The organism is Mesorhizobium sp. M1088 (assembly GCF_040318575.1).
Taxonomy (GTDB): domain Bacteria; phylum Pseudomonadota; class Alphaproteobacteria; order Rhizobiales; family Rhizobiaceae; genus Mesorhizobium.
In genome coordinates this window covers 1-22749 of the sequence record NZ_JAMYMO010000006.1, presented here as the reverse complement: position 1 = coordinate 22749, position 22749 = coordinate 1, and the positions used below count along the sequence as shown (strand labels likewise).

Sequence of the window (22749 nt, the reverse complement as noted above, 5' to 3'; positions counted from 1 at the left end):
AATCCGTCGCTTCTACAATTGCGATTCGATCGGCAGGCACCCAACCAGCGCTGCAACGATGCGCCGATAGAGACTGGCCTCCGGTTCACGCGAATATTGCCGCATCTCGCCATCCGCCATGCCGAGCCACCGCAAGGCGCCTTTGTCCAGGACCAGCTGATAGCTCGTCTGCGGTGACCTTTCGTGCTCGAACAGCCGGCGCAACTCCATCACCAGATTGGTATCATGGAAAAGCACGCCCATTTCCGCATTCAACGACACCGAACGCGGATCGAAATTGAAGGAGCCGACAAACCCGAGCGTATCGTCGACCGTGAAGGCCTTGGTGTGGAGGCTGGCTCCCTTTGAACCGAAAACGGAGATGTTGGCCTGGCGGTCGAAGGGCTGCAATTCGAAAAGCTGGATACCTTTTTTAAGCAGCTTGCGGCGGCATTTGGCATAGGCGCCGTGCACGGCGGCGACGTCCGTCGCGGCGAGCGAGTTGGTCAGGATTGCAACCTCGGCGCCACGATCCACCAGCTTCGACAGGATGGCCAACCCGGTGCGGCTGGGGATGAAATAGGGCGAGACAATTTCGAGGCGCTGCCTGGTCGCCGCGATAGCGGGAAGCAGCTCTTTGGTCAGCCAGTTCCTGCGCCTTTTGCCGCGCACCTTTTCCGGCGGATCGGAAATGACGCGAACGTCTTTGGTCCAGCAGACGTCGCTGTGCGCTGCAACGAACTCCGTGATCGTGCGCCAGGCACTGAGGCTGTTCAAAAGCTGGCCGTCTGCTGTCGCATCGAGATTGTCGAGGAAATCGGCGCGCGAGACCACCGCAGCCGGGTTGAGCAGCTGGATCGGCTTTGCCGCCTCGCAATTCCAGAACGCCTCGAATATCTGCATCGTCTGCCCTACGGCAGGACCGAGAAGCAACAGGTCGAGATCGCGAAAATTCGTCTCCGCAGCGTCGAAATAGGCATCGCCGATATTTCTTCCGCCGACGATGGCCAAGCCCTCATCGGCGATCCAGGCCTTGTTGTGCATGCGGCGGGTCATCGCAAACAGCCGGGCGACCATCTCCAGCGTGCGAAAGATGCTGCCGTTCCTCATGCCGCTGGGGTTGAACAGCCTCAGCTCGATGTTCTTGTAGCTGTTGAGCGCCAGGTAAGCAGCGTCGCTGTTGCGCGGATTGATATCGTCCAGCAGCATGCGGACGCGGACACCGCGCTCCGCCGCCTTGACGACCTCCTGCATCAGCAGCCGGCCGCTATGGTCGTCGTGCCAGAGATAGTACATCAGGTCGAGGCTGCTTGTGGCACTGCGCGCAGCAAGGATTCGCGCGGCAAACGCGTCATAATTGTCGGCGATCAGCAGCAGCCCGCTATTGCCGGCAGCGATCTTGTCCCGGGCAAACCGCGAGATGGCTGTATCCATGAAGTGCACCGATAAACATCAGCGAAGCAAACCGTCTGAAATCTGACTAACAACCCTTCAGGTTCATTCTGGTTGCAGCCGCGGCTGCCGTATCGCGTCCAGGTTCAGCCGGGCCTTGATCGGCAGATGATCGGAAGCCCGCTGCGCCAGCGGCGTCTTGTGCACCTCGATGCTGGAAATCAGGTGCGGCGGCCTGGCCAGGATGCGGTCGAGCGCAAACAGCGGAAAGCGCGACGGAAAGCTCGGCAGAACCGCATCGATCGGACCGAAATGCGGCAGCAGGGCCAGCAGCGAAGACCTGTTGCGGACGCGCCATTCGTTGAGGTCGCCGAGCAGGATTGTTGGCCGCAGAACCGGGTGCGTGGCTTCGACCAGCGCGTTGGCCTGCTGCGAGCGCGACCGCCGCAGCAAGCCGAAATGTGCGGCTATGATCCGGAGGGAGACGCCCTTCAGTTCCAGGTCCGCGATAACCGCACCGCGCGGCTCGAGGCCGGGCAGCCGGATCTGGTTCACGCTTTCGACCACGCCGCGGCGTGCCAGGATCAGATTTCCGTGCCAGCCATGGCTGCGGCGGTTTTCCGGGACATGGGTGGGGACGAGGTCGCTGTCCCGCTCGAGCGCTGCGAGATCCAGCAAACCCTGCCTGCTTCCGGTTCTTTCGTCGGCCTCCTGCAAAGCAATGATGTCGGCGTCGAGTTCCTTAACCACGGCCGCGACCCGCTCCGGATCGAACCTGCCGTCGGTGCCGACGCATTTGTGCACGTTGTAGGATGCGACCGTGGTGCACGAAATTTCATTGCCGGGTGCCGTAAACCGCGGCACTTCCCTTCGCAGCGCAGCGCCAAGCGACCTTGGAAGGGTAGGCGATCGATCCAGCATGTTATCCATTTGCTGTTGAGTCGGTGAGTGGCGGCCATTGCGATTATGGCGCGTGCGGAGGTCTGAAACAACGACGACCTTGCAGAACCGTTCCACCATCCGGGCTCGGCGCGCCGGCGGTCTGGAACCCTGACGGGCAACAACACGTTTCGGGAAGGCAGCGCAGTCAACGGAGAAGTCGAATGCAGTCCTTAGCCGCAGATTCCGCCCCCCGCCCAGGCCCGCTCAGGATTGTCCCGTTCGATGGAACCGTGACCGTCCGGTTCTCCGATGCCATTATTGCGTCGAGCGAGCGGGCAAAGGTGCTCTATGAAGACGGCCATGATCCTGTTTTCTACATACCCTTCGAGGACATCTATTTCGACCTTCTGGAGAAGACGAACACGACGAGCCACAGCCCGCTGAAGGGCACGGCAAGCTATTGGCGGGTTCATGCGGTCGGTTCGTCGGCAGAAGACTTCATGTGGGCCTACGAGACGCCCGACACCCCGGCATTGGCGATCGCCCGCCACGGTGCGTTCGATCCCGGCAGGGCGCGGATCGAGGCCGATCCCGCGGAAGACAAGCGGCACACACCGCACGTCACCGAGTAGACCCACATCGGCGACAGCCGCCAGCGGTCCGTCAGCTCGCGAACTCTTCTCTGAGGATGCGCAGGCCGTCTTCGTATTTCGCCGTCGAGGCCCCGATCTGCCGTGCCTGCCATAGATTGTCGGCAAGATCGGCGCGCTTGACAGGCAACGCCAGCGGGTTGGCCGCAGCCCTGCGAACGAACGCGGCATCGTCCTCGTTCGGCAGCCGCGTCATGGCGTCGACGGCAGACACGATGGACGGCCCGAACCCGGCCGCCTCAAGCCGGTCGCGGTTCCAGCCGTCGCCTTTTTCGATGACGTCGTGAAGATAGGCGATAGCTTTCTGGTCGAGCGTTTCGACGGCATCGACGAGCCGGCGGCAATGTTCGATATATGGCCGCCCTGTCTTGTCCGCCTGCCCGGCATGAGCCTGTTCGGCGATTTTCGCTGCGCGATAAAGCACGCTCATTGGGTCGACCCCGTAACGAACAGAGCATGTCCTGGCGCACCAACGCGCCATCGTCGGTGCGAGTTCCTACGCGCCGCGGCACCCTGCTGCCTCACTTGCGAGCGGCGGGCGCGAGGCGTCAGGACACGCGTTCAAAACTGTCGAGGCTGGTTCCAAAGGCGCGCCAGGCGGGCAGTTTCCTGGCTCGGGCCGGGGCACCTTCCTTTTCCGCCGACAAAGCGGCATCCGCAACGGTGTGCCACAGCATCTCCAGCTTCCCATCCCTGAGAATGCCGGTATAGCTCACCGCTGCGGCTCCGACCCGCCCTTCGGCCGCGCAAGTGAAGCCGATGACATCTCCATGGCAGGCTCCGAACAGCGGCACGGTCATGCCGAAAAAGGCGCTGTCCTCCAGCGCCGTCCTGAAGGTTCCGCTGATCCGTCCGCCCTCTTCGCTGGTCAGTTCGACCACCGACCCGTACTGGTTTTGCCAGATGCCCAGCCAACTCATCGCTGCTCCTCCTGATTGCCTCCATGGGGATTGTGCTGCCACACGGCCGCCAAGCCGCGGCCGGTGTAGCTGCCTTCAATCAGCCGCGATGCCAGCCGTCGACATCTGCACGAAGCGTAGCGGCGCTTCCAGCGTCCAGCTGATGCCGTGCCTGGCGAATTCCAGGCGGCCGGTGCCGCTGAGCGCCTGCGGCGTGACGCGTTTGAGCACAACCGTTCCGAACCCGCGTCGCGTGTTTTCATCCACCAATGGCCCGTCCAGTTCCCGCCAGACAAAGCGGAAGCCATCGCTGCCGTCGGCGGCTGGCGTCACGGTCCATTCGACCTCGACCCGTCCGTCATGGTGCGACAGCGCTCCGTGCTTTACCGAATTCGTGGCCAGCTCGTGAAAGGCAATGCCGAGATATTGCACCGCGTTCGGCTGCAGCATGATCATCGGCCCGCTCATCGACAGACGGGCCTGTGTCGCGAAGGCCTTGGTCTGGGCATGGATCAGTTCGCCGATAGTCGCCCCACGCCATTCGGCATCGACCAGCAGATCGTGCGATTCCGATAGCGCCATGATGCGTTCCCGGACCTGTGAAAGGAAAGCCTCTGGCGTCCCCGCCAGCTTGCTGGTCTCGCGGATCATCGAGACGATCACCGAATATTGGTTTTTGACGCGGTGGTTCACTTCGCGCATGAGTGTGCGGATGCGCCGTTCGCTCTCCTTGTGCGGGCTGATGTCGCGCGCGATCTTGGAGGCGCCGATGATACGCCCAATGCCGTCGCGTATCGGCGAGATGGTGAGCGAAACCGGTACCAGGGTGCCATCCTTGCGCTGCCGGATAGTCTCGTATGAAGGAATCCGTTCGCCGGCGCGAATGCGGCTGATGATCATGGCTTCCTCATCCAGGTGGTCGGGCGGGATGAGGATCGTCACCGGGCGCCCGATCGCCTCGGCGGGCGTGTAGCCGAACAGGCGTTGTGCCGCGTCGTTCCAACTGGTGATAATGCCGTTCAGGTCTTTCGACACGATCGCGTCCATCGAGGATTCGACGATGGCAGCGAGCCTCATGCCGGCGTCGTCAGCCAGCGCCTGGGTGCGCAGGTCGAGCAGGGTGTTGATAGCGCCGACGACCTCACCGCGCACATTGCGAAGCAGGACCGGGTGCGCGCTGAACGGGATGAACTGGCCGTCCGGCCGCTCGGCGATCGCCCGGCCCCCACGAACGTCCCGCTCCTCCAGCAAGGCAACGGCCATCGGACATTCGTCATGCGCCATCGGTCGCCCATCAAGGTGGCGAAGCTTCCATGAACCGCACCAGAGGTCCTGGCCAAGCGTCGGACGATGTCCCCAGAGATCGGCAGCGGCTTCGTTGAAGAAGGTGATGTAGCCCTGTCTGTCGGTGGTGTAGACAGCCACAGGCAACGCCTGCATCAGATCGGCGGAAGAAACTTGCGGGATTCCGCCAGTCCTTAGTTCAACGACGTCCACCAGTCCCCCGCTCCGCTTGGATTGCCGACGGATTGCTACGTCATCTAAATGCGCGCGAGTGTTTTCGGTTCCGTTCGATCTGCTTTCGGACATTCAGGCCGATTTGCGTTTCGCCGCCGCCCTCGGACTTTTGTTCGGAGCCTTGCCGCCCTCCTGCGCCAGGCTCTTGCGCAGAACATCGGCGAGATTGACGACGTTCGTCCTCGGCTCGGGTGCCGGCTTGGGCGGTTTCTTGCCCTTGCGCTTGGCGTCGATCATCGCAACCAGCGCCTGTTCATAAGTGTCTTCGAACTTCGACGGGTCGAATTTGGCCGGCTTCTTGTCGATCAGCAGTTGCGCGATTTCCAGCATCTCGGGATCGACCTTGCGAGCCTTCAGCCCTTCGAACACCGCGTCCGCCGCGACCACTTCATTGTGGTTGCGTAGTTCCGTCATTACCATGCCCTTGCCAAGCGGCTGGATCAGCACCTCTCGGCCACGCTGGTACAGCACGACGCAGGAGCGGGCTGCCACTTTCTTCCTGGCCATGGCGTCCCGGATCACCGCGAAAGCCTCCGTGGAGGGCGCGTCGGCCGGAACCAGATAATAGGGTTTTTCGAGGTAGCGTGCGTCGATTTCGGCGGCGGGCACGAACTCGCCGATCTCGAGCGTATGCTGCGATACCATCTTCAGTTTCTTGATTTCGTCCGGCTCTATATGGATGAACTCGCCCTTTTCGACCTCATAGCCTTTTACCTGCTCCGCCGCCTCGACCGTGTCGCCGGTCTCCTCGTCGATATAAGCGCTCTTGACCGGGAGACCGTCCTTGCGGTTCAGGATCCTGAAATGCACTTTCTCGGCCTCGCTGACGGCGCCGATGATCTTGACGCCACAGGAAACCGATCCGACTTTCATAAAGCCCTTCCAGGCAGCTCGCGGCGTCGCCATGTCGATCACTCATTTGTCGAACGGACGGAACGGCTGCGAGCCGAAATCGTTCCGCCATGGCAGGCTGTTCCATATGCCGGCCCGGACGTTCGTTTCAGTTTCGTCAGGGGAATAGCGGGATGGCCCAACGCAGCGCAGGATTGCTCATCTTTCGCCGAAGGGAAGGACATCTCCAGGTCTTGCTGGTGCATCCGGGCGGACCATTCTGGGCGAAGAAGGACGACGGCGCATGGTCGATCCCGAAGGGCTTGGTCGACGAGAACGAGGACGACCTGGCGGCAGCAAAACGCGAGGCCGAAGAGGAGCTAGGCGTCGCCATCGATGGCGTTTTCGAACACCTTGGCAGCTACAGGCAGCCGGGCGGCAAGCTCGTCATCGCATGGTGCGTCGAGGCGGATTTCGACAGCGACGCCATCAACAGCAACACCTTCGTCATGGAATGGCCGCCAAGGTCCGGCTCGATGAAGGAATTTGCCGAAGTCGACAGAGCGGGCTGGTTCTCCCTGCCTGAAGCCAACCTCAAGATCCTGAAAGGCCAGCGCGCCATGCTGGCGGAGTTTGCCGGTCGGCATGGCGACGGATGAATTTGTTTCAGCCCAGTTCTTAAGGGCAGTGCTCGGGCTTGCTCCCGCTCTGCTTTAAGCGCGTTGCGGCCGCAGCGTGCGCAACGTGATCGAATAGCGGTGCTCGGCAACCGGCGGAATGCTGTGCTCCCATTCGTTGCGCGCAGCACCCGTCATCAGATAGGCCGATCTTGGATCGACGGCGACCGTCTTGCGGTCCCATCGCGTGCCGTTTTTCCGGCGCAGGCGGAAGCTGCAGGCGGCCAGCAGCGAAACGCCGGCGACCGCCTCGAAATGAGGCTTGTCGCGGTGCCAGCCGATACCGGCGCCCGGCCGGTACTCGTTGATCAGCACCTGCACGAAGGTTTCGGCGGGCAAGCGGGCAAAGGCTGCAACCTTTTCCCTGAGCGGCAGCAGAAAGCCGGGTATCGGCGGTGCCTCGACGACTTCGCCCCGGTCGTAATCATAACGCTGCCCAAAACCGACCACCCGCCGGTTTGCCAGATGGCCATAGAAGTCGAAGGGCTGAAAAGGCAGGGTTGCGAGCTGGCTCGCCAACGCTGCCTCCTCGTCCGGCGTGATCAGTTCGGGCTGGTAGCGGAATCCTTCCGGCAGGTCGTCGGCGGCGGCAAAGAGATCGCCCTGGCGGGCTGCAGCCGATGTCTTGAGCGGTGGCATCAACCGTATTTGGTGAAGCCGGCCCGTAGCGGCAAGGCTACTTCGGCAGGAAGGAACCTCGCTCTCCGTGCAGGGTTATTCACACGACGGCGTGGATTGGACCTGTTGAGAATGCCTTCAACTGCGATCAGAAGCATCGATTACCAGCCGGCGACGAGGGTACTCTCCGTATGGTTCGTCCCGAGCGGAAACCGCTATGATTACGAGGACGTGCCGCCGCAGGTCCACGCGGCATTCCGCAAAGCCTCGTCGAAGGGCCGGTTCTTCAACGCGCATATTCGCGACCGGTACAAATACCATCTGGTCGAGCAGAGCCATTCGAGCTGAGCCGAGGCCATCCGCCTCAGCCGGGCCCCTCCATCACCTTGCGCGTGTGGCGGGCGATCACACCTTCCTCGTCGGTCGCGACGATGCGGACTTCCACTTTGCTCTCCGCCTGGCTCATCAGCGCGGCATGAGAGCTGTTGGCGGCCTCGTCGATCGCCACGCCGAGCCAGTCAAGCCTGTCGCAAATCGCTTTACGGGCCGTGGCCGAGTGCTCGCCGATGCCGCCGGTGAACACCAGGCATTCCAGCCCGCCCAGCGTGTTGGCGAGGGCGGCAACTTCCCTGGCGGCGCGGAAGGCGAAAAGCTCCACCGCTTCGCGGGCCCGGCGGTCGTCGCTGGCCTCCAGCGTGCGCATGTCGCCGGAAATGCCGGACACGCCGAGCAGGCCGGATTCCTCGTAGAGCATGTCTTGCAGCGCCTCTCCGGAAACGCCTCTTTCCAGCAGCAGGTACAAAAGCACGCCCGGATCGATGGCGCCGCAGCGTGTGCCCATGACCAGGCCATCAAGCGCCGAAAAGCCCATCGTCGTATCGACGCTTCGCCCGTCGCGCATGGCGCACAGGCTCGCCCCGTTGCCGAGATGGGCGACGATGGTTCTTTTCGCCGCCAGATCGGGCGATATCTGCTTGAGCCGGCCGGCAACATATTCGTAGGAAAGCCCGTGAAAGCCGTAGCGGTGGATGCCGTCCGCCTCGTAGCGGCGCGGCAGCGCAAAACGGCTGACCAGAGGCTCGATGGTCCGATGGAAGGCCGTGTCGAAGCATCCGACCTGCGGCAGGTCGGGCCGCAGCGCGGCAAGCGCCCGGATTGGTGCGAGGCTGCGTGGCTGGTGCAATGGCGCAAGCGGGGTCAGCCTGTCGAGAGCCTCGATAACTGTCGGCGTCAGGCGGACAGGTTCGACGAACTCGCGTCCGCCATGGACGATGCGATGGCCGGCGGCGATCAACTTCCTTCCGCCAAGTTCGTTCTCGATCCACTGCAGCATCTGGCCGAGGCCCATGTCGCGTGATGCGTCCGCGGTAAGTGGCCGATCGCACTGCAGCTCCCCATCGGCGGCTTTCGCGGTCAGCCTTGGCGCATCGCCCAGATCCAGCGAACCGCGCGAGGCAAGATCCGGCTCGGCGGACGCTGCAAGGTCGTAAAGTCCGAACTTGATGCTGGACGAGCCGGCATTCAACGCAAGGATCGATCGTCGCATCAATCGCCGGCCCTCGTCGCGCCGTCCTGCGGCCAGGACCATTTCTGGATCTCGGGCATGTCCTCGCCATGTTCGCGGACATAGGCCGTATGCTCAGCCAATTTCCCATGCAGCGCCGCGGCAAGCTCCTTCGCCCGCTCGGCCAGCCCCGGCACGCGCGCGATCGCAGCGAGCGCCAGATGATAGCGGTCGAGCTGGTTGAGCACGACCATGTCGAACGGCGTCGTCGTCGTGCCTTCCTCGCGAAAGCCGTGCACATGCATGTTGTCGTGATTGGCGCGCCGGTAGGTCAGACGGTGAATGAGATAGGGGTAGCCGTGATAGGCGAAGATGACCGGCTTGGCCCTGGTGAACAGTGCGTCGAATCTGTCGTCGGCAAAGCCATGCGGATGCTCGGAATTCGACTGCAAGATCATCAGGTCGACGACATTGACGACGCGGATCTTCAGGTCCGGAATGCCCGAGCGCAGGATGCCGGCTGCGGCAAGCGCCTCCAGTGTCGGCACGTCGCCGGCGCAAGCCAGGACCACATCCGGTTCTTCGCCCTTGGCAACCGTCCCGGCCCATTCCCAGATGCCGGCGCCGGCCTGGCAGTGCGCTTCCGCGTCCTCGGCGGACAGCCATTGCGGCGCCGGCTGCTTGCCGGCGACGATGACGTTGATGCGGTTGTAGGTTTTCAGGCAATGGTCGGTGATCCACAGCAGCGTGTTGGCGTCGGGCGGGAAATAGAGCCTTACCGTGTCGGCCTTCTTGTTGGCGACGAAATCGGCAAAGCCCGGGTCCTGATGGCTGAAGCCGTTGTGATCCTGTCGCCAGACATGCGAGGTCAGCAGGTAGTTGAGCGAGGCGATCGGCTTGCGCCAGGCAAGTTCGCCGGAGGTCTTCAGCCATTTGGCGTGCTGGTTGACCATGGAATCGACGATGTGGACGAACGCCTCGTAGCACGAGAACAGGCCGTGTCGGCCGGTCAGCAGATAGCCCTCCAGCCAGCCTTGGCAAAGGTGCTCGCTGAGCACTTCCATGACGCGGCCGTCGCGGGAAAGATGGACGTCGTAAGGCTCGATCCGCTCCATCCAGATACGATCCGTGACTTCGAACACATCGTCGAGGCGGTTGGAGGACGTCTCGTCCGGTCCCATCAGTCGGAAGTTCCTGGCATCGGCGTTCAAGCGGATCACATCGCGAAGATAGCTTCCGACGGTCCGCGTCGCCTCTCCGACAGCACCGCCCGGACGCGGTACGTCGAGCGCCAGGCCTTTCCAGTCGGGAAGCACCAGGTCTTGTTTCAGCAGGCCGCCATTGGCGTAGGGGATTGCGCCCATTCGTCTTGGTCCTGTTGGCGCTAGCGCCGCGAGCTCCGCCAGGAGATGGCCGCCTTTGTCGAACAGTTTTTCCGGCTCGTAACTGCGCATCCAGTCTTCCAGGATCTGGCGGTGCGCCGCATCGCCGCGTGCATTCGACACCGGCACTTGGTGCGAACGCCAGAAATCCTCGACTCGTCTGCCGTCGACCTCTTTCGGCCCGGTCCAGCCCTTTGGGCTGCGCAGCACGATCATCGGCCACAGCGGCCGGTCTCCCTTCCAGCCCGCGGCTCGTGCCGGCTCCTGGATGGAGTGGACCCGGTCGAGCACCGTATCGAGCGTGCGGGCCATCTCGCGATGCATCGCGGCAGGTTCATGACCTTCGACAAAAAAGGTTTCGTAGCCATAGCCGAGGAACAGGCTGCGCAACGCCTCGTCTTCCATGCGGCCGAGGATCGTCGGGTTGGCGATCTTGTAGCCGTTGAGATGCAGGATCGGCAGGACGGCACCATCGGATGCCGGATTCAGGAACTTGTTGGAATGCCAGGCCGCGGCGAGCGGGCCGGTCTCGGCTTCGCCGTCGCCGACGACGCAGGCAACGACAAGGTTCGGATTGTCGAAGGCGGCGCCGAAGGCATGGACCAGTGCATAGCCGAGTTCTCCGCCTTCGTGGATCGAGCCGGGCGTCTCCGGAGCCGCGTGGCTCGGCACTCCGCCGGGAAACGAGAACTGCCGGAACAGCTTTCGCAGGCCGCCTTCGCCCCTGCCGACCTCGGGATAGATCTCGCTGTAGGTGCCCTCGAGCCAGGTGTTCGCGACCATTGCCGGGCCGCCGTGACCCGGACCGCAGATGAACAGGACATCGAGACCACGTTCGCGGATAATCCGGTTCAGATGCACATAGATGAAATTGAGGCCGGGCGTCGTGCCCCAATGGCCGAGCAGCCGCGGCTTGATGTGCTCGGGCCGCAAGGGCTCGCGCAAGAGCGGATTGTCGAGCAGATAGATCTGGCCAACCGAGATGTAGTTCGCGGCGCGCCAGTAGCGGTCCATCAGATCGATCTGGTCAAGGCCGGTCATGTGCGTAGTGGTGCGGGCCTCGTCGTTCATGGAAATGCCTCCGGAATACCCTCGTCCGTCGTTATCTGGAGTGGCGTCGCGTCGGAGAAAGGATTTGCCTCGAAATAAGTTTGGGCGGCGCGGCCGGCGCCCGCTTGTCGATCCTGCAACGCGCCTCGCCAGACAAAAGCGGGTCGGTCTTTTGGGGAACCTCGGGGCTTGCCAACGGTTAGGAAGATGCACCGCATTGCTTGAATCCAAGGGGACCGCCGAGGCCCTGAGATATGAGCCGGCCGAAGTGCCGTTGAGTAGCTTGGGCGATTGCAGCGGAAGCCCTAGGAGGAGCAGAAAGATGCTCGATCTCTCCCATGCCCGCAACCAAATGGTCGATATCCACCTGAGCCGCCGTGGCATTCGCGACCGCAATGTCCTTCTAGCGATGCGCGAGGTCCCGCGCGAGGCTTTCGTCGAGCCTGGTTTCGAAGAATTCGCCTATGAGGACGGGCCGCTGCCGATCGCCGAAGGTCAGACGATATCGCAGCCCTATATCGTTGCGTTCATGATCGAAATGGCGGAGGTCGGAGCCGGTGACCACGTCCTCGAGGTCGGCACCGGATCAGGCTATGCGGCTGCCGTGATGAGCCGTATCGTCGAACGCGTCTACACGATCGAGCGCCACGCCGCGTTAGCTGAAACGGCGAGGCAACGGTTCAAAAAGCTCGGCTACGATAATATCGAAGTCCGCACCGGCGATGGCACCAAGGGCTGGCCAGAGGCGGCACCCTTCGATGCGATCCTGGTTGCGGCCGCCGGACCCGGCGCACCTCTCGCTCTGCAGGAACAGCTCGACGTCGCCGGCCGGCTTGTCATCCCGGTCGGCGACGAATTCGACTCGCAGCGTCTGCTCAAGGTCACCCGGACCGGCGCAGCAACTTACACCGAGGAGGATTTCGGCGGCGTGCGGTTTGTTCCGCTGATCGGCGAGCAAGGTTGGGGCGAGCCAGGCAGCGACAGCCAGATAGCGGCCGAGCTTCCGCACCGGCATCAGCGCAGGAGCAGCCTGCCGCAGATGATCGCGGCCGCCGCCGAGCCGCTTCCGGATTTCGACGATCCGGCCTTCGGTGCGCTGTTCGACCGGTTTGCCGACCGCCGCGTCGTCTTGCTCGGCGAAGCCAGCCACGGCACGTCGGAGTTCTACCGCGCGCGCGCCGCGATCACTCGCAGGCTGATCGAGAAGCATGGCTTCACCATCGTCGCGGTCGAGGCCGACTGGCCCGATGCCGCGGCGATCGACCGTTATGTCCGCCATCGGCCGCGGCGGCCGGGCGCCGCGCCGCCGTTCCAGCGCTTTCCCACCTGGATGTGGCGCAACACCGACGTCGCGGCGTTCGTCGACTGGATGCGAGTGCGTAATGAGCGGATCAGCAAATCCTCCCGGCGGGCCGGATTCTATGGCCTGGACATCTACAATATGGGCGGATCGATTGCGGCGGTCCTGCAATATCTCGACCGGGTCGATCCGCAGGCGGCGAGGATCGCGCGCGAACGCTATGGCTGCCTGACGCCGTGGCAGAACGACCCGGCCACCTATGGCCGTGTCGCACTCACCTCCGGTTACCAGAAATGCGAGAAGGCCGTGCTCGAGCAATGCCGGGAACTGCTTTCCAGAGAGCTCGACTATGCGCAGCAGGACGGTATCGATTTCCTCGACGCCACCCAGAACGCCCGCCTGGTCGCCTCCGCCGAGCGTTATTACCGCACCATGTATTATGGCGGCGCGCAATCCTGGAACCTGCGCGACACCCACATGTTCGAAACGCTGGAGCACCTGCTGCAGGCCCGCGGCCCGAATGCCAAGGCGGTGGTGTGGGCACATAATTCCCATATCGGCGATGCCCGCTATACCGAAATGGGGATCGTCAGGGACGAACTGAATATCGGCCAGCTCTGCCGCCAGCGTTTTGGCGACGAGGTTGCCTTGATCGGGCTCAGTACGCATTCCGGGACGGTGGCCGCCGCCACCGACTGGGACGGCGACATGGAAGTGAAACCGGTTCGGCCTTCCCACAACGACAGCTATGAGCGGCTTTGCCACGACAGCGGCGTCTCGCCTTTCCTGCTCGATTTCGAGCGCGACGACACGCTGCGCGAACGGCTTCTGGAGCGCCGGCTGGAACGCTTTATCGGCGTCATCTACCGGCCCGAAACCGAGCTCCACAGCCATTATGCGGACGCATCGCTCGCCCGCCAGTTCGATGCTTTCGTCTGGTTCGATGAAACCAGTGCCGTGACGCCGCTTGGGCCGGAACATGCGGGGACAGGCCTTCCCGAGACCTATCCTTTCGGGCTGTAGCGAATTTGGACCTTGGGAAAGCGGAAAATCAAAAGAAGGAGGTCACCGATGGCCGGAAAAAAGACTCATGAGCAGCAATTGCGCATCATCGAAGAGCGCGAGAACACGAAAAACGCCGGCAAGGATTTCGACGCGGAAGCGGATTTGAAAAAGACCAGGCAAGAGCGCGAGGCGTTCCGGCGCGGTGCCGAGCTCAGATCGGACCCGAAGGATATTGCCGATCCCGACGATCGCAACATCATCCGCGGCGAGCACCAGGAAAGCGCCCACAACAAGCATCGCGCCGACCGCTGAACGGCCGGATCGCTTGACGTTAAGACAATACGGCGCCGGGTCCGTTCCCTGATCTGACGGATGCAGCGTTCGTGGCCGCAAAATTGGCGGACGAGGGCGCCGTCTCGATCCCTGGGGCTATTCGGCAAAGAATGTCGCGGCGACAGCAATTGAGACGAGGCTCAGCATCGCCAGGCCTGCCCTGGCGACATGCGAAGCCTCCCAGACGCTGCGCAAATCTCTCCAGTCGCCGGTCTGCTTTCGAGAGAACATTGAAAAGAACGTCGCGGCGGATTTCGGCAGGGCAGTGTCTTGCACCCAGAAATTATTGACGGGGTGCGTGACCAACCAATAGGTCGCGTGCTCCGCCAGCAGGAAGACAAGCGCCGCCAAGGTCCACCAGAATCGGGCGCTTGGATAGGGCGTCAGGTAAAGCAGGACGGCGAGTGCAATGATGCCGCCGATCTCGGCGAACCCGCCGATCGTGAAGCCGGGATAGTAGATCGCCTGCACTGATCTGTAGGTGGCCTCCTTGAGGCGCAACTTGCCGGGCAATTCCAGAGCGTGCGCGAGCGAGAGCGCCATCGACACGGCGACCAACAGAAGCGTGGCGATCGTCAATGCGCGCATGTTCCTGCTCCCGACCATGCCCTCGTGGTGCGCGCGTAGATAGGGTGGTTGGTGATCCGGTAAAGGCAACGACACCCGACTTCGCCGGCAAGTCCGGTTCGGTCATTCCCCGATCTGGCTGGTCGACCGTTCGTGGACTGTGGCGCCGGTCTGCGCGTCGACCGCGACCATGCTGACCTCGTAGCCCCAGAGCTTGCGGATATGCCGCAGTGTGGCGTCGCGGCTGCCGCCTTCCAGCACTATGCCGTCCTTGACCTTATGCTGCAGGCGCAGATGCCGGTCGCCGAGCAGGTCCACGTCCACCACCTGGATGTCCGGCCGGCTGGCGCCGATATCGTAGCTGTGGGCGAGTGCGGCGCGGATGCTCTCGTAGCCGCGCTCATTGTGTATCGAGGCGACTTCGTAGTGCGGATCGTTGGCCGCATCGGCAAGCACAAAGAACCGCCATTTCCGGATCAGGGTAGGGCTCAGATACTGGCGGATGAAGGACTCGTCGCGATGGTTGGCCCAGGCGTCCAGCAGGGTCTGGCGCCAGTCGCCATTGCCGGCGATATCGGGAAACCAGTCGCGGTCCTCGGCAGTCGGCGCGGTCGAGATGCGCTGGATGTCCTGCATCATGTCGAGGCCCAGCGCGTAAGGGTTGATACCGGAAAAGCGCGGATCGTCGAAGCCCGGCTGGAAGATCACGTTCGAATGGTTGCGCAGGATCTCCAGCATGGCACCTTCGCCGATCAGGCCGCGGTCGAACAAAAGGTTCATCAGCGTGTAATGCACGAAGGTGGCGCAGCCCTCGTTCATCACCTGCGTTTGGCGCTGCGGATAGAAATACTGCGCGATGACGCGGACAATCCGGATGACCTCACGCTGCCACGGTTCCAGGATCAGGCTGTTCTTCTCCAGGAAATAAAGCAGGTTTTCCTCGGGCAGCTTGAGCGATTTCTTGCGCTCCGCCATGATGTCCGTCTCGCGGGGCTTGGCGCCGTCCTTCGAAGGCGGCAGCGTGCGCCATAGGTCGTTGTAGGAACGCTCCTCGTATTCCAGGCGCTCGCGAACGCCCTCGCGCTGCTTTTCCGACGACAGCTTCGGCGGCCGGTGATATCTGAACACGCCCTGCTCCATCAGCGCATGTGCGGCATCGAGGATCTCTTCCACCGCATCGACGCCATGCCGCTCCTCGCAGCGGGCAATGTAGCCCTTGGCGAAGTCGAGATAGCTGAGGATGGCGCTGGCGTCCGTCCACTGCTGGAACAGATAATTGTTCTTGAAGAAATGGTTATGGCCGAGTGCCGCGTGCGCCGTCACCAGGGCCTGCAAGGCCATGGTGTTTTCTTCCATCAGATAGACGATGCAGGGATTGGAATTGATGACGAGTTCATAGGCAAGCCCCCGTCCGCCTTTGCGATAGAGCAATTCCTGGTAGAGGTAGTGCTTGCCGAAGGACCAGTGCCGGTACATCAGCGGCATGCCGACCGAGGAATAGGCGTCGAGCATCTGTTCGGACGAGATTATCTCCATCTGTACCGGATAGACGTCGAGGTGGAGCTCTTCGGTGGCGATCGCCTCGATGGTCTCGTAGGCGCGCGACAGCGTCCTGAAATCCCAGTCGGAACCGGAAAACAACAACCCGGATCTGCTCGCCATCAGCCCCCTCTTTCACCGCTCTTTTGATAACCCGGCTGTCTGGCGAAGAGCTGGCGGAAAACCGGGTAGATGTCGGCCGCCGTGGCGATGCGGCTCATCTGGAAGTTCGACCACCTCAGCTTGACCGCACTGTAGGCACGCCACAGCGACGTGCCGTTGTCGGTGGCGCCGAAGATGTGGCTCTCGCGCTCGTCGAGGATCTCGACGTAGGCAAAATACTGGCAAAGCCGCATGATCTGTTCGTCGAGCAGGGTGATGCAGCGCTCCGAATCGGTGACGAAATTGTCGCCGTCCGAGGCCTGGGCGACATAGATGTTCCATTCGCGGCTGGGATAGCGCTGCTCGACGATGCGGTGCATCTCCTCGAGCGCCGTGGAAACCACCGTGCCGCCGCTCTGGGTGTTGTAGAAAAAGGTCTCCTCGTCCACCTCCTGCGCCTCGTGCGTGTGGCGGATGAAGACCACCTCGGTCCGGTCGTAGCGCCGTTTCAGGAACAGGTGCAGCAGCACGAAGAAGCGCTTGGCCAGATCCTTCTCGCGTTCGCCCATCGAGCCGGACACGTCCATCAGGCAGAACATCACCGCATTGGCATTCGGCACCGGCTGGGCGTCGAAGCGGTTGAAGCGGATGTCGACCGGGTCGACATAGGCGATTCGCTTGCGGCGGCGCTCCAGTCGCTCAAGCTCTTCCTGCAGCGCCACGATGCGCTGGCGCATCTCGGCGTTCTGCGGCTTCGCCTCCAGCGACGTGATCTCCTGCGCGATTGCGTCGAGTTCCTCCTGCTTCGGGCGCCTGAGTGCTATGCGGCGGCCATGGCTGTTGCGCATCGTGCGCCCGACATTGATGTTGGTCGGCGAGCCGGTCGCGGCGAAGCCGGCCCGGCGCGGCTTGAAAGCGAGGATCTCCTTGAGGTTGAGCTTGACCATGTCCGGCAGTTCGAGGTCTTCGAAAAAGAGGTCGAGAACCTCTTCGCGCGACAGCACGAAACGGAAATCGTCCTCCGATTCGGTTCTTCCCGGGGCTGATCCCATGCCGCCGCCCTGGCCAGGCTTGGGCAGCCGGTCGCCTGGGGTGAAATGCTTGTTGCCGGGCAGGACGTGCTGGCGGCTGCCGCTGTTCCTGGCATCATTGAAGCTCGGCTCGCCGGTACCCCGCGCCGGCATCGAAACGGCATGCTCGGCGTCCACGTCGGCGATCTTGCCGGCGCGGATCTGATCGCGGATGGTGCGCTTCAACTCTTCGCGCGCCCGCCGCAGGAAACGCTGCCGATTGCCGAGGCTTTTGTCCTTCGGGTTCAGTCGGCGATCAATGAAGATCGGCATATGTTACCCCGGGCTGGCTTCAACCCGCCTTGTTCACCCGCATGTACCAGTCCACCAGCCGGCGGACCTGGCGCTCGGTGTAGCCGCGCTGGATCATCCGCTGCACGAATTCGGTATGCCGCTTCTCCGTCACGCTGTCCTGCTTGGAGCCGAAGCTGATCACTGGCAGCAGGTCCTCGACCTGCCCGAACATCCGCTTCTCGATGACTTCGCGCAGCTTCTCATAGCTTGTCCATGACGGGTTGCGGCCATGGTTTCTGGCCCGCGCGCGCAGCGTGAACTTCACCACTTCGTTGCGGAAGTCCTTGGGATTGGCGATGCCGGCCGGCTTTTCGACCTGCGACAATTCGTTGTCCAAGACCTCGCGATTGAGGATCTGGCCGGTATCGGTATCCTTGTAGTCCTGATCCTCGATCCAGGCATCGGCGTAGGCGATATAGCGGTCGAACAGGTTCTGGCCGTATTCGCTGTAGGATTCCAGATAGGCCTTCTGGATCTCGTGGCCGATGAACTCGGCATAACGGGTGGCCAGCTCCGACTTTATGAAATCGAGATAGTCCGCCTCGGTCTCCTTCGGGAACTGCTCGCGCTTGATCGCCTCTTCAAGGATGTACATCAGATGCACCGGATCGGCCGCCACCTCTTCGGTGTCGTAATTGAAGGTCTGCGACAGGATCTTGAAGGCGAAGCGGGTGCTGACGCCGGTCATGCCTTCGTCGACGCCGGCGGCGTTTCGGTATTCCTGGACCGACTTCGCCTTGGGATCGGTTTCCTTGAGGTTCTCGCCGTCATAGACGCGCATCTTGGTGTAGAGCGGCGAATTGTCGTGTTCGGCCAGGCGGGTCGAGACGGTGAACCGGCTGAGGATATCGAGCACTTCCGGAGCGCAGGGGCTGTTAGCCAATTCGCTTTCGCGCAACAGCTTCTCGTAGATCTGCCGCTCTTCGGTGACGCGCAGGCAATACGGCACCTTGACCACCAGGATGCGGTCGAGGAACGCCTCGTTGTTCTTGTTGTTCTTGAACTGCAGCCATTCCGATTCGTTGGAATGGGCAACGATGATGCCCTGATAGGGGAAAGCGCCGAAATTCTCGGTGCCGTTGTAGCTGCCTTCCTGGGTGGCGGTCAGCAGCGGATGCAGCACCTTGATTGGCGCCTTGAACATCTCGACGAATTCGAGCAGCCCTTGCGTCGTCCGGTTCAGCCCGCCGCTATAGGAGTAGGCGTCCGGATCGGACTGGCTGAAGTTTTCCAGCTGCCTGATGTCGACCTTGCCGACCAGGGCCGAAACGTCCTGGTTGTTCTCGTCGCCCGGCTCGGTCTTGGCAATGCCGATCTGGCGCAGCCTGGACGGCATCAGCTTGACGACGCTGAATTTGGAGATGTCGCCGGACAATTCGTCGAGGCGCTTGGCCGCCCAGGGCGAGATCAGGCCGTTCAGCCGCCGTCGGGCGATGCCGTATTTGTCCTCCAAAAGGTCGCCCATGCGGTCGGGGTCGAACAGCCCGAGCGGCGATTCGAAGACCGGGCTGACCTGGCCGCCGACCTTCAGCGTATAGATCGGACGCTGCTCCATCAGCCTTTTCAGCTGCTCCGCAAGCGAGGACTTGCCGCCGCCGACCGGGCCAAGCAGATAGAGGATCTGCTTGCGTTCCTCGAGCCCTTGCGAGGCATAGCGGAAATAACCGGCGATACGCTCGATCGTATCCTCCATGCCGTAAAAGTCGGCGAAGGTTGGATAGATCTTGATCGTCCGGTTCGAAAAAATACGGCCGAGCCGCTCGTCCTTGCTGGTATCGACAAAGGTCGGCTCGCCGATCGCCTCGACCATCCGTTCGGGTGCCGAGGCGTACATCGACTTGTCCTCGCGGCAGGCAAGCAGATATTGCTGGAGGCTTATCTCCTCCTGAGCCGCATTCTTGTAAACCTCGGAAAACAGATCGAAGACGTCGGATTGATTCTCACGCATGGTATTCCTAGCCCCGGAGCCGGTGTGGCTGCACGTTTGTCTCTTGAACAACCAAATGTCAGAAAGCCCTTGTGGTTCCCTTCACTTCGCAGAGAGTGCATGTGATCGAAGGATAAGAGTCTAGATAAGGACATCCTGAGTGCAGACAAGGCGTGCAACGTCCTGACCGAGGCATAAAATCCTGAATTGCACCGCGCCCCGCTGACGACTCCCAACAAGACGGAGGAACGGTTCGGGTCCTTCCCGGTTGTGAGGGAAAGGAGACGGTCGATGTCTGGGAATAGTTTGTGGTTGCTCGTTGTTGCAGGCGGTCCACTGCTGCTGGCAATCCTGATCGCCTACGCCCTGCTCACGCAGCGCCGTCGCGGCCCCGCGGAGCGCAGGGAAAGCGAGCGCGCCACCGAGCGCCTGTATCAGGAAAAGAAGGACTGACCGACAGGATCGCAGCTCAGCTGCCGGCGGCCGCCAGCCCGGTCGCTTTTTCGGCGCGCAGCAGCATGCCAAACAGGTCACGCGGCTCATCGGGATCGGCCAGAAGGTCTAGTTCCTCGTAAAGGCCGGTCCGCTGAAGCTGATCGCGAACGTAACGCAACGCGGAAAAATCCTCGATCGCAAAGCCGACGGAATCAAACAATGTGATCTGTCGGGCGTCCGTCCGGCCTGCTGCCTTTCCTGTCATCACCTGCCACAATTCGGTGACCGGATGATCCGCATCGAGCTGCTGGCTCTCGCCTTCGATGCGCGTCTGCGGCGGGTATTCGACGAAAATATCCGAGCGCAGCAGAATGTCGCGATGCAGCTCGGTCTTGCCCGGGCAATCGCCGCCTACCGCATTGATGTGCACGCCGGATCCCACCATGTTGTCGGTCAGGATTGTTGCCGACCGCTTGTCGGCGGTAACCGTGGTGATGATCTCTGCACCCTCAACGGCCTCCTGCGCCGACGCGCAGAGCTTGATGTCGAAGCCCAGGCCGGCAAGGTTCTTCATGCATTTGGTCGAGGCCGCCGGGTCGATATCGTAGAGGCGCAGCCTGTCGACGCCAAGCAGCGCCTTGAAGGCGATCGCCTGAAATTCCGATTGCGCGCCATTGCCGATGATCGCCATGCACCTGGCGGCCTCTGGAGCGAGGTATTTCGCCGCGACGGCCGAGCTTGCGGCGGTTCTGAGCGCCGTCAGGATGGTCATTTCCGAAAGCAGCATCGGATAGCCGTTGCCGACATCGGCAAGCACGCCGAAAGCGGTCACGGTCTGGCGGCCGTCACGCGTGTTCTTCGGATGCCCGTTGACGTATTTGAAGCCGTAAAGCTGCCCGTCGCTGGTCGGCATCAGCTCGATGACGCCGTCAATGCTGTGCGAGGCGACGCGCGGCGTCTTGTCGAACAGCTCCCAGCGCCTGAAATCCTCTTCGATATAGGCGGCAAGCTCGACCAGAAAGCGCTCGATGCCGATGGCAAGCACCAGCTTCATCATGCGGTCGACGCTGACGAACGGGACGATGTTCAAATTGGCGGTCATGGCTCAGAACCCCCTCGTCGGGCGGTCCATGATCCGCCGGCCCATCAGGCTTGCGGTCAGGTCAACCAAAAGAGTGGCGGTGCGGCCGCGCTCGTCAAGAAATGGGTTGAGCTCGACCAGGTCGAGACTGGTGACGAGGCCGCTGTCATGCAGCATTTCCATCGCCAGATGCGCCTCGCGGAAGGTGGCGCCGCCGGGAACGGTGGTGCCCACCGCCGGGGCGATCGACGGGTCGAGAAAATCGACGTCGAGGCTGACATGGAGCATGCCATTGGCGGCGCTCACCCGTTCGAGAAAGGCGCGAAGCAGTTGCGCTATGCCGTGCTCGTCGATCGAACGCATGTCGTGGACCGTCACGCGGGCTCTGCGCAATGCATCCCGTTCCGCCAGGTCCACGCTGCGGATCCCCAGCGCGCATATGCAAGCCGGCTCCACCTGTGCTGCAAGCCGGGGGAAATAGCCCTCGAAGCCGGGCTGCCCGCTGGCATAGGCCAGCGGCACGCCATGCAGATTGCCGCTGGTCGTCGTGTCGAGCGTATGAAAATCGGGGTGGGCGTCGAGCCACAGCACGAAGAGCGGCCGACCGGCATTCGCCGCGCGGCGGGCTATGCCGGCGAGCGTGCCGGCCGAAATGCTGTGGTCGCCGCCGAGAAAGATCGGCATCGCATCGGCGCTTGCGGCATAGGCAGTTTCGCTGATCGCTGCCGTCCAGGCGGCGATTTCCGGCAGCGCCTTCACCGCCGCGTTGCCGTGTACGACAGGGCGCATATCGGCAGGGACAATCGTTCCGAGGTCGGTCAGCGTATGGCCAAGCTCGGTCAGCGCGCCGGCCAGACCGGCCGTGCGAAGCGCGCTCGGCCCCATCTCGCAGCCCATGCGGCCTGAGCCGGCCTGGATCGGCGCCCCAACGATCGTGCAATGCATTGTCATACCCACCGAATTACGATGGCTTTATTGAAGCGGGCATCGCTGGCAAAATGAACATGTCAAATTGGCAAATTTGTTGAAGTGCCTTACCATAGCGGCAGCATCTACTTCCGTTGTGAGCAAACATGGACCGTCTCGATGAGCAGATCATCACCTCTTTGCGGCACGACGCCCGGCGCAGCATTTCCGACCTTGCCGTTAGCCTGGGTGTCTCCCGGGCAACGGTAAGGTCCCGGATCGAGCGACTTGAAAGAGACGGCGTCATCGTCGGCTACACCGTCATTCTACGCGCCGACGCGGTCGATCAGCGGGTGCGTGGCATCATGATGATCGAGATCGAGGGCCATGCCGCCGATCGCGTCATCCGGGCGCTGGGCGGCTTCTCCGAGGTCTCGACCATCCACACCACCAATGGCCGGTGGGACCTGGTGATAGAACTCGGAACCCAGACGCTGAGCGAGTTCGATGCGGTGCTGAGACGTATCCGGCTGATTCCCGGAATTACCGGCAGCGAAACAAGCCTGCTCCTGGCAACGCCGCGCACCACCAAGGCGCGGCTGTGATCTTCGCCCTTGACCTCCAGCGGCAATGAAATCCCAAGCCAGGGAACCTTCAATTGCCGCCGCGGTTAGAGTATCCGTGTTGGTCAAGGGAGAGATGGTGTCCAGGTCCGATTGTCCCTGAGTAGTGCGTTTGCGAGGATGATGAGCTTTCGCATGATGGCTGTGATGGCGAGTTTTGAGGCTTTGCCGTCGGCCGTGAGCTG

Annotated in this window: 22 protein-coding genes and 1 pseudogene; 7 read left to right on the top strand and 16 right to left on the bottom strand. The window is 62.3% G+C overall.

The features are described 5' to 3' along the window. Positions 1-12: 12 nt before the first annotated feature. Positions 13-1413, bottom strand: coding sequence for a phospholipase D family protein (locus NKH49_RS09655; RefSeq protein WP_352925963.1), 1401 nt, complete (start codon positions 1411-1413; stop codon positions 13-15). Between the two features lie 63 nt (positions 1414-1476). Further along, complete coding sequence (locus tag NKH49_RS09650; RefSeq protein ID WP_302893445.1) at positions 1477-2292, bottom strand: endonuclease/exonuclease/phosphatase family protein; 816 nt, start codon at positions 2290-2292, stop codon at positions 1477-1479. A 182-nt stretch (positions 2293-2474) separates the two neighbouring features. Here NKH49_RS09650 and NKH49_RS09645 point away from each other — a divergent pair, with 182 nt between their 5' ends. Next, the gene (locus tag NKH49_RS09645) at positions 2475-2885 is read left to right on the top strand and encodes a DUF427 domain-containing protein (protein ID WP_352814075.1); all 411 of its coding nucleotides are present in this window, start codon (positions 2475-2477) and stop codon (positions 2883-2885) included. A gap of 31 nt (positions 2886-2916) precedes the next feature. On the opposite strand, the gene NKH49_RS09640 is transcribed toward NKH49_RS09645, so the two are convergent. The 4 genes from NKH49_RS09640 to ku form a co-directional block, all read right to left on the bottom strand. After that, positions 2917-3333 carry an HD domain-containing protein gene (locus NKH49_RS09640; protein WP_352539867.1) on the bottom strand — a complete coding sequence of 139 codons (417 nt, stop codon included), beginning with the start codon at positions 3331-3333 and terminating at the stop codon, positions 2917-2919. Between the two features lie 118 nt (positions 3334-3451). Beyond that, complete coding sequence (locus NKH49_RS09635) at positions 3452-3823, bottom strand: avidin/streptavidin family protein (RefSeq protein ID WP_352539868.1); 372 nt, start codon at positions 3821-3823, stop codon at positions 3452-3454. Between the two features lie 75 nt (positions 3824-3898). Beyond that, a complete protein-coding gene (locus NKH49_RS09630) occupies positions 3899-5242 on the bottom strand; it encodes a PAS domain-containing HWE histidine kinase family protein (RefSeq protein WP_352614285.1) in 1344 nt (447 codons plus the stop codon). Positions 5243-5392: 150 nt separating this feature from the next. After that, positions 5393-6226, bottom strand: coding sequence for a non-homologous end joining protein Ku (gene ku / locus NKH49_RS09625; protein ID WP_352539869.1), 834 nt, complete (start codon positions 6224-6226; stop codon positions 5393-5395). A gap of 119 nt (positions 6227-6345) precedes the next feature. On the opposite strand from ku, the gene NKH49_RS09620 reads away from it, so the two are divergent. After that, positions 6346-6810: an NUDIX hydrolase gene (locus NKH49_RS09620; RefSeq protein ID WP_352501155.1), complete on the top strand. Its 465-nt coding sequence runs from the start codon at positions 6346-6348 to the stop codon at positions 6808-6810. A gap of 54 nt (positions 6811-6864) precedes the next feature. Here NKH49_RS09620 and NKH49_RS09615 read toward each other — a convergent pair whose 3' ends face one another. Beyond that, on the bottom strand, positions 6865-7467 hold the full coding sequence (locus tag NKH49_RS09615) for an alpha-ketoglutarate-dependent dioxygenase AlkB (protein ID WP_352614272.1): 603 nt from the start codon (positions 7465-7467) through the stop codon (positions 6865-6867). A gap of 111 nt (positions 7468-7578) precedes the next feature. Between NKH49_RS09615 and NKH49_RS09610 the strand changes: the two genes are divergently transcribed. After that, entirely contained in the window at positions 7579-7794 is a 216-nt protein-coding gene (locus tag NKH49_RS09610; protein WP_352473055.1) for a KTSC domain-containing protein, read from the top strand. Positions 7795-7810: 16 nt separating this feature from the next. Here the strand turns inward: NKH49_RS09610 and NKH49_RS09605 are convergent, their stop codons facing one another. Further along, entirely contained in the window at positions 7811-8992 is a 1182-nt protein-coding gene (locus tag NKH49_RS09605) for an acetate/propionate family kinase (protein ID WP_352614274.1), read from the bottom strand. Next, positions 8992-11403: a phosphoketolase family protein gene (locus tag NKH49_RS09600; RefSeq protein ID WP_352614275.1), complete on the bottom strand. Its 2412-nt coding sequence runs from the start codon at positions 11401-11403 to the stop codon at positions 8992-8994. Before NKH49_RS09600 ends, NKH49_RS09605 begins: the two co-directional genes overlap by 1 nt. 301 nt (positions 11404-11704) lie before the next feature. Between NKH49_RS09600 and NKH49_RS09595 the strand changes: the two genes are divergently transcribed. Continuing rightward, entirely contained in the window at positions 11705-13705 is a 2001-nt protein-coding gene (locus tag NKH49_RS09595; protein WP_352614276.1) for a protein-L-isoaspartate(D-aspartate) O-methyltransferase, read from the top strand. A 48-nt stretch (positions 13706-13753) separates the two neighbouring features. Next, positions 13754-13999 (top strand): hypothetical protein, encoded by a 246-nt coding sequence (locus tag NKH49_RS09590; protein WP_023720508.1) that lies wholly within the window; start codon positions 13754-13756, stop codon positions 13997-13999. Positions 14000-14116: 117 nt separating this feature from the next. Here NKH49_RS09590 and NKH49_RS09585 read toward each other — a convergent pair whose 3' ends face one another. From NKH49_RS09585 to NKH49_RS09570, 4 genes are all read right to left on the bottom strand, one after another. Then, complete coding sequence (locus NKH49_RS09585; protein ID WP_352614277.1) at positions 14117-14608, bottom strand: DUF1772 domain-containing protein; 492 nt, start codon at positions 14606-14608, stop codon at positions 14117-14119. A 102-nt stretch (positions 14609-14710) separates the two neighbouring features. Continuing rightward, complete coding sequence (locus tag NKH49_RS09580; RefSeq protein ID WP_352473050.1) at positions 14711-16249, bottom strand: SpoVR family protein; 1539 nt, start codon at positions 16247-16249, stop codon at positions 14711-14713. Continuing rightward, entirely contained in the window at positions 16249-17571 is a 1323-nt protein-coding gene (locus NKH49_RS09575) for a YeaH/YhbH family protein (RefSeq protein ID WP_352539876.1), read from the bottom strand. Before NKH49_RS09575 ends, NKH49_RS09580 begins: the two co-directional genes overlap by 1 nt. 19 nt (positions 17572-17590) lie before the next feature. Continuing rightward, positions 17591-19540 (bottom strand): PrkA family serine protein kinase, encoded by a 1950-nt coding sequence (locus NKH49_RS09570; RefSeq protein WP_352449545.1) that lies wholly within the window; start codon positions 19538-19540, stop codon positions 17591-17593. A 270-nt stretch (positions 19541-19810) separates the two neighbouring features. On the opposite strand from NKH49_RS09570, the gene NKH49_RS09565 reads away from it, so the two are divergent. Beyond that, the gene (locus NKH49_RS09565) at positions 19811-19972 is read left to right on the top strand and encodes a hypothetical protein (protein WP_292655465.1); all 162 of its coding nucleotides are present in this window, start codon (positions 19811-19813) and stop codon (positions 19970-19972) included. A 16-nt stretch (positions 19973-19988) separates the two neighbouring features. Here NKH49_RS09565 and ocd read toward each other — a convergent pair whose 3' ends face one another. Continuing rightward, positions 19989-21056 carry an ornithine cyclodeaminase gene (gene ocd, locus NKH49_RS09560; protein ID WP_352614278.1) on the bottom strand — a complete coding sequence of 356 codons (1068 nt, stop codon included), beginning with the start codon at positions 21054-21056 and terminating at the stop codon, positions 19989-19991. Positions 21057-21059: 3 nt separating this feature from the next. Beyond that, on the bottom strand, positions 21060-21980 hold the full coding sequence (rocF, locus tag NKH49_RS09555; protein ID WP_352614279.1) for an arginase: 921 nt from the start codon (positions 21978-21980) through the stop codon (positions 21060-21062). A 128-nt stretch (positions 21981-22108) separates the two neighbouring features. On the opposite strand from rocF, the gene NKH49_RS09550 reads away from it, so the two are divergent. Further along, positions 22109-22546, top strand: a complete 438-nt coding sequence (locus NKH49_RS09550; RefSeq protein WP_352449541.1) for an Lrp/AsnC family transcriptional regulator — start codon at positions 22109-22111, stop codon at positions 22544-22546. Between the two features lie 83 nt (positions 22547-22629). On the opposite strand, the pseudogene NKH49_RS09545 reads toward NKH49_RS09550, so the two are convergent. Further along, positions 22630-22749 (bottom strand): annotated as a pseudogene (locus tag NKH49_RS09545) (IS110 family transposase); the annotation flags it as partial.

What these genes read in the sequence shown, in the direction of transcription:
- NKH49_RS09655 (WP_352925963.1), bottom strand. Translation starts at nt 1,413, where the DNA reads ATGGATACAGCCATCTCGCGGTTTGCCCGGGACAAGATCGCTGCCGGC.
- NKH49_RS09650 (WP_302893445.1), bottom strand. Translation starts at nt 2,292, where the DNA reads ATGCTGGATCGATCGCCTACCCTTCCAAGGTCGCTTGGCGCTGCGCTG.
- NKH49_RS09645 (WP_352814075.1), top strand. Translation starts at nt 2,475, where the DNA reads ATGCAGTCCTTAGCCGCAGATTCCGCCCCCCGCCCAGGCCCGCTCAGG.
- NKH49_RS09640 (WP_352539867.1), bottom strand. Translation starts at nt 3,333, where the DNA reads ATGAGCGTGCTTTATCGCGCAGCGAAAATCGCCGAACAGGCTCATGCC.
- NKH49_RS09635 (WP_352539868.1), bottom strand. Translation starts at nt 3,823, where the DNA reads ATGAGTTGGCTGGGCATCTGGCAAAACCAGTACGGGTCGGTGGTCGAA.
- NKH49_RS09630 (WP_352614285.1), bottom strand. Translation starts at nt 5,242, where the DNA reads ATGCAGGCGTTGCCTGTGGCTGTCTACACCACCGACAGACAGGGCTAC.
- ku (WP_352539869.1), bottom strand. Translation starts at nt 6,226, where the DNA reads ATGGCGACGCCGCGAGCTGCCTGGAAGGGCTTTATGAAAGTCGGATCG.
- NKH49_RS09620 (WP_352501155.1), top strand. Translation starts at nt 6,346, where the DNA reads ATGGCCCAACGCAGCGCAGGATTGCTCATCTTTCGCCGAAGGGAAGGA.
- NKH49_RS09615 (WP_352614272.1), bottom strand. Translation starts at nt 7,467, where the DNA reads ATGCCACCGCTCAAGACATCGGCTGCAGCCCGCCAGGGCGATCTCTTT.
- NKH49_RS09610 (WP_352473055.1), top strand. Translation starts at nt 7,579, where the DNA reads ATGCCTTCAACTGCGATCAGAAGCATCGATTACCAGCCGGCGACGAGG.
- NKH49_RS09605 (WP_352614274.1), bottom strand. Translation starts at nt 8,992, where the DNA reads ATGCGACGATCGATCCTTGCGTTGAATGCCGGCTCGTCCAGCATCAAG.
- NKH49_RS09600 (WP_352614275.1), bottom strand. Translation starts at nt 11,403, where the DNA reads ATGAACGACGAGGCCCGCACCACTACGCACATGACCGGCCTTGACCAG.
- NKH49_RS09595 (WP_352614276.1), top strand. Translation starts at nt 11,705, where the DNA reads ATGCTCGATCTCTCCCATGCCCGCAACCAAATGGTCGATATCCACCTG.
- NKH49_RS09590 (WP_023720508.1), top strand. Translation starts at nt 13,754, where the DNA reads ATGGCCGGAAAAAAGACTCATGAGCAGCAATTGCGCATCATCGAAGAG.
- NKH49_RS09585 (WP_352614277.1), bottom strand. Translation starts at nt 14,608, where the DNA reads ATGCGCGCATTGACGATCGCCACGCTTCTGTTGGTCGCCGTGTCGATG.
- NKH49_RS09580 (WP_352473050.1), bottom strand. Translation starts at nt 16,249, where the DNA reads ATGGCGAGCAGATCCGGGTTGTTGTTTTCCGGTTCCGACTGGGATTTC.
- NKH49_RS09575 (WP_352539876.1), bottom strand. Translation starts at nt 17,571, where the DNA reads ATGCCGATCTTCATTGATCGCCGACTGAACCCGAAGGACAAAAGCCTC.
- NKH49_RS09570 (WP_352449545.1), bottom strand. Translation starts at nt 19,540, where the DNA reads ATGCGTGAGAATCAATCCGACGTCTTCGATCTGTTTTCCGAGGTTTAC.
- NKH49_RS09565 (WP_292655465.1), top strand. Translation starts at nt 19,811, where the DNA reads ATGTCTGGGAATAGTTTGTGGTTGCTCGTTGTTGCAGGCGGTCCACTG.
- ocd (WP_352614278.1), bottom strand. Translation starts at nt 21,056, where the DNA reads ATGACCGCCAATTTGAACATCGTCCCGTTCGTCAGCGTCGACCGCATG.
- rocF (WP_352614279.1), bottom strand. Translation starts at nt 21,980, where the DNA reads ATGCATTGCACGATCGTTGGGGCGCCGATCCAGGCCGGCTCAGGCCGC.
- NKH49_RS09550 (WP_352449541.1), top strand. Translation starts at nt 22,109, where the DNA reads ATGGACCGTCTCGATGAGCAGATCATCACCTCTTTGCGGCACGACGCC.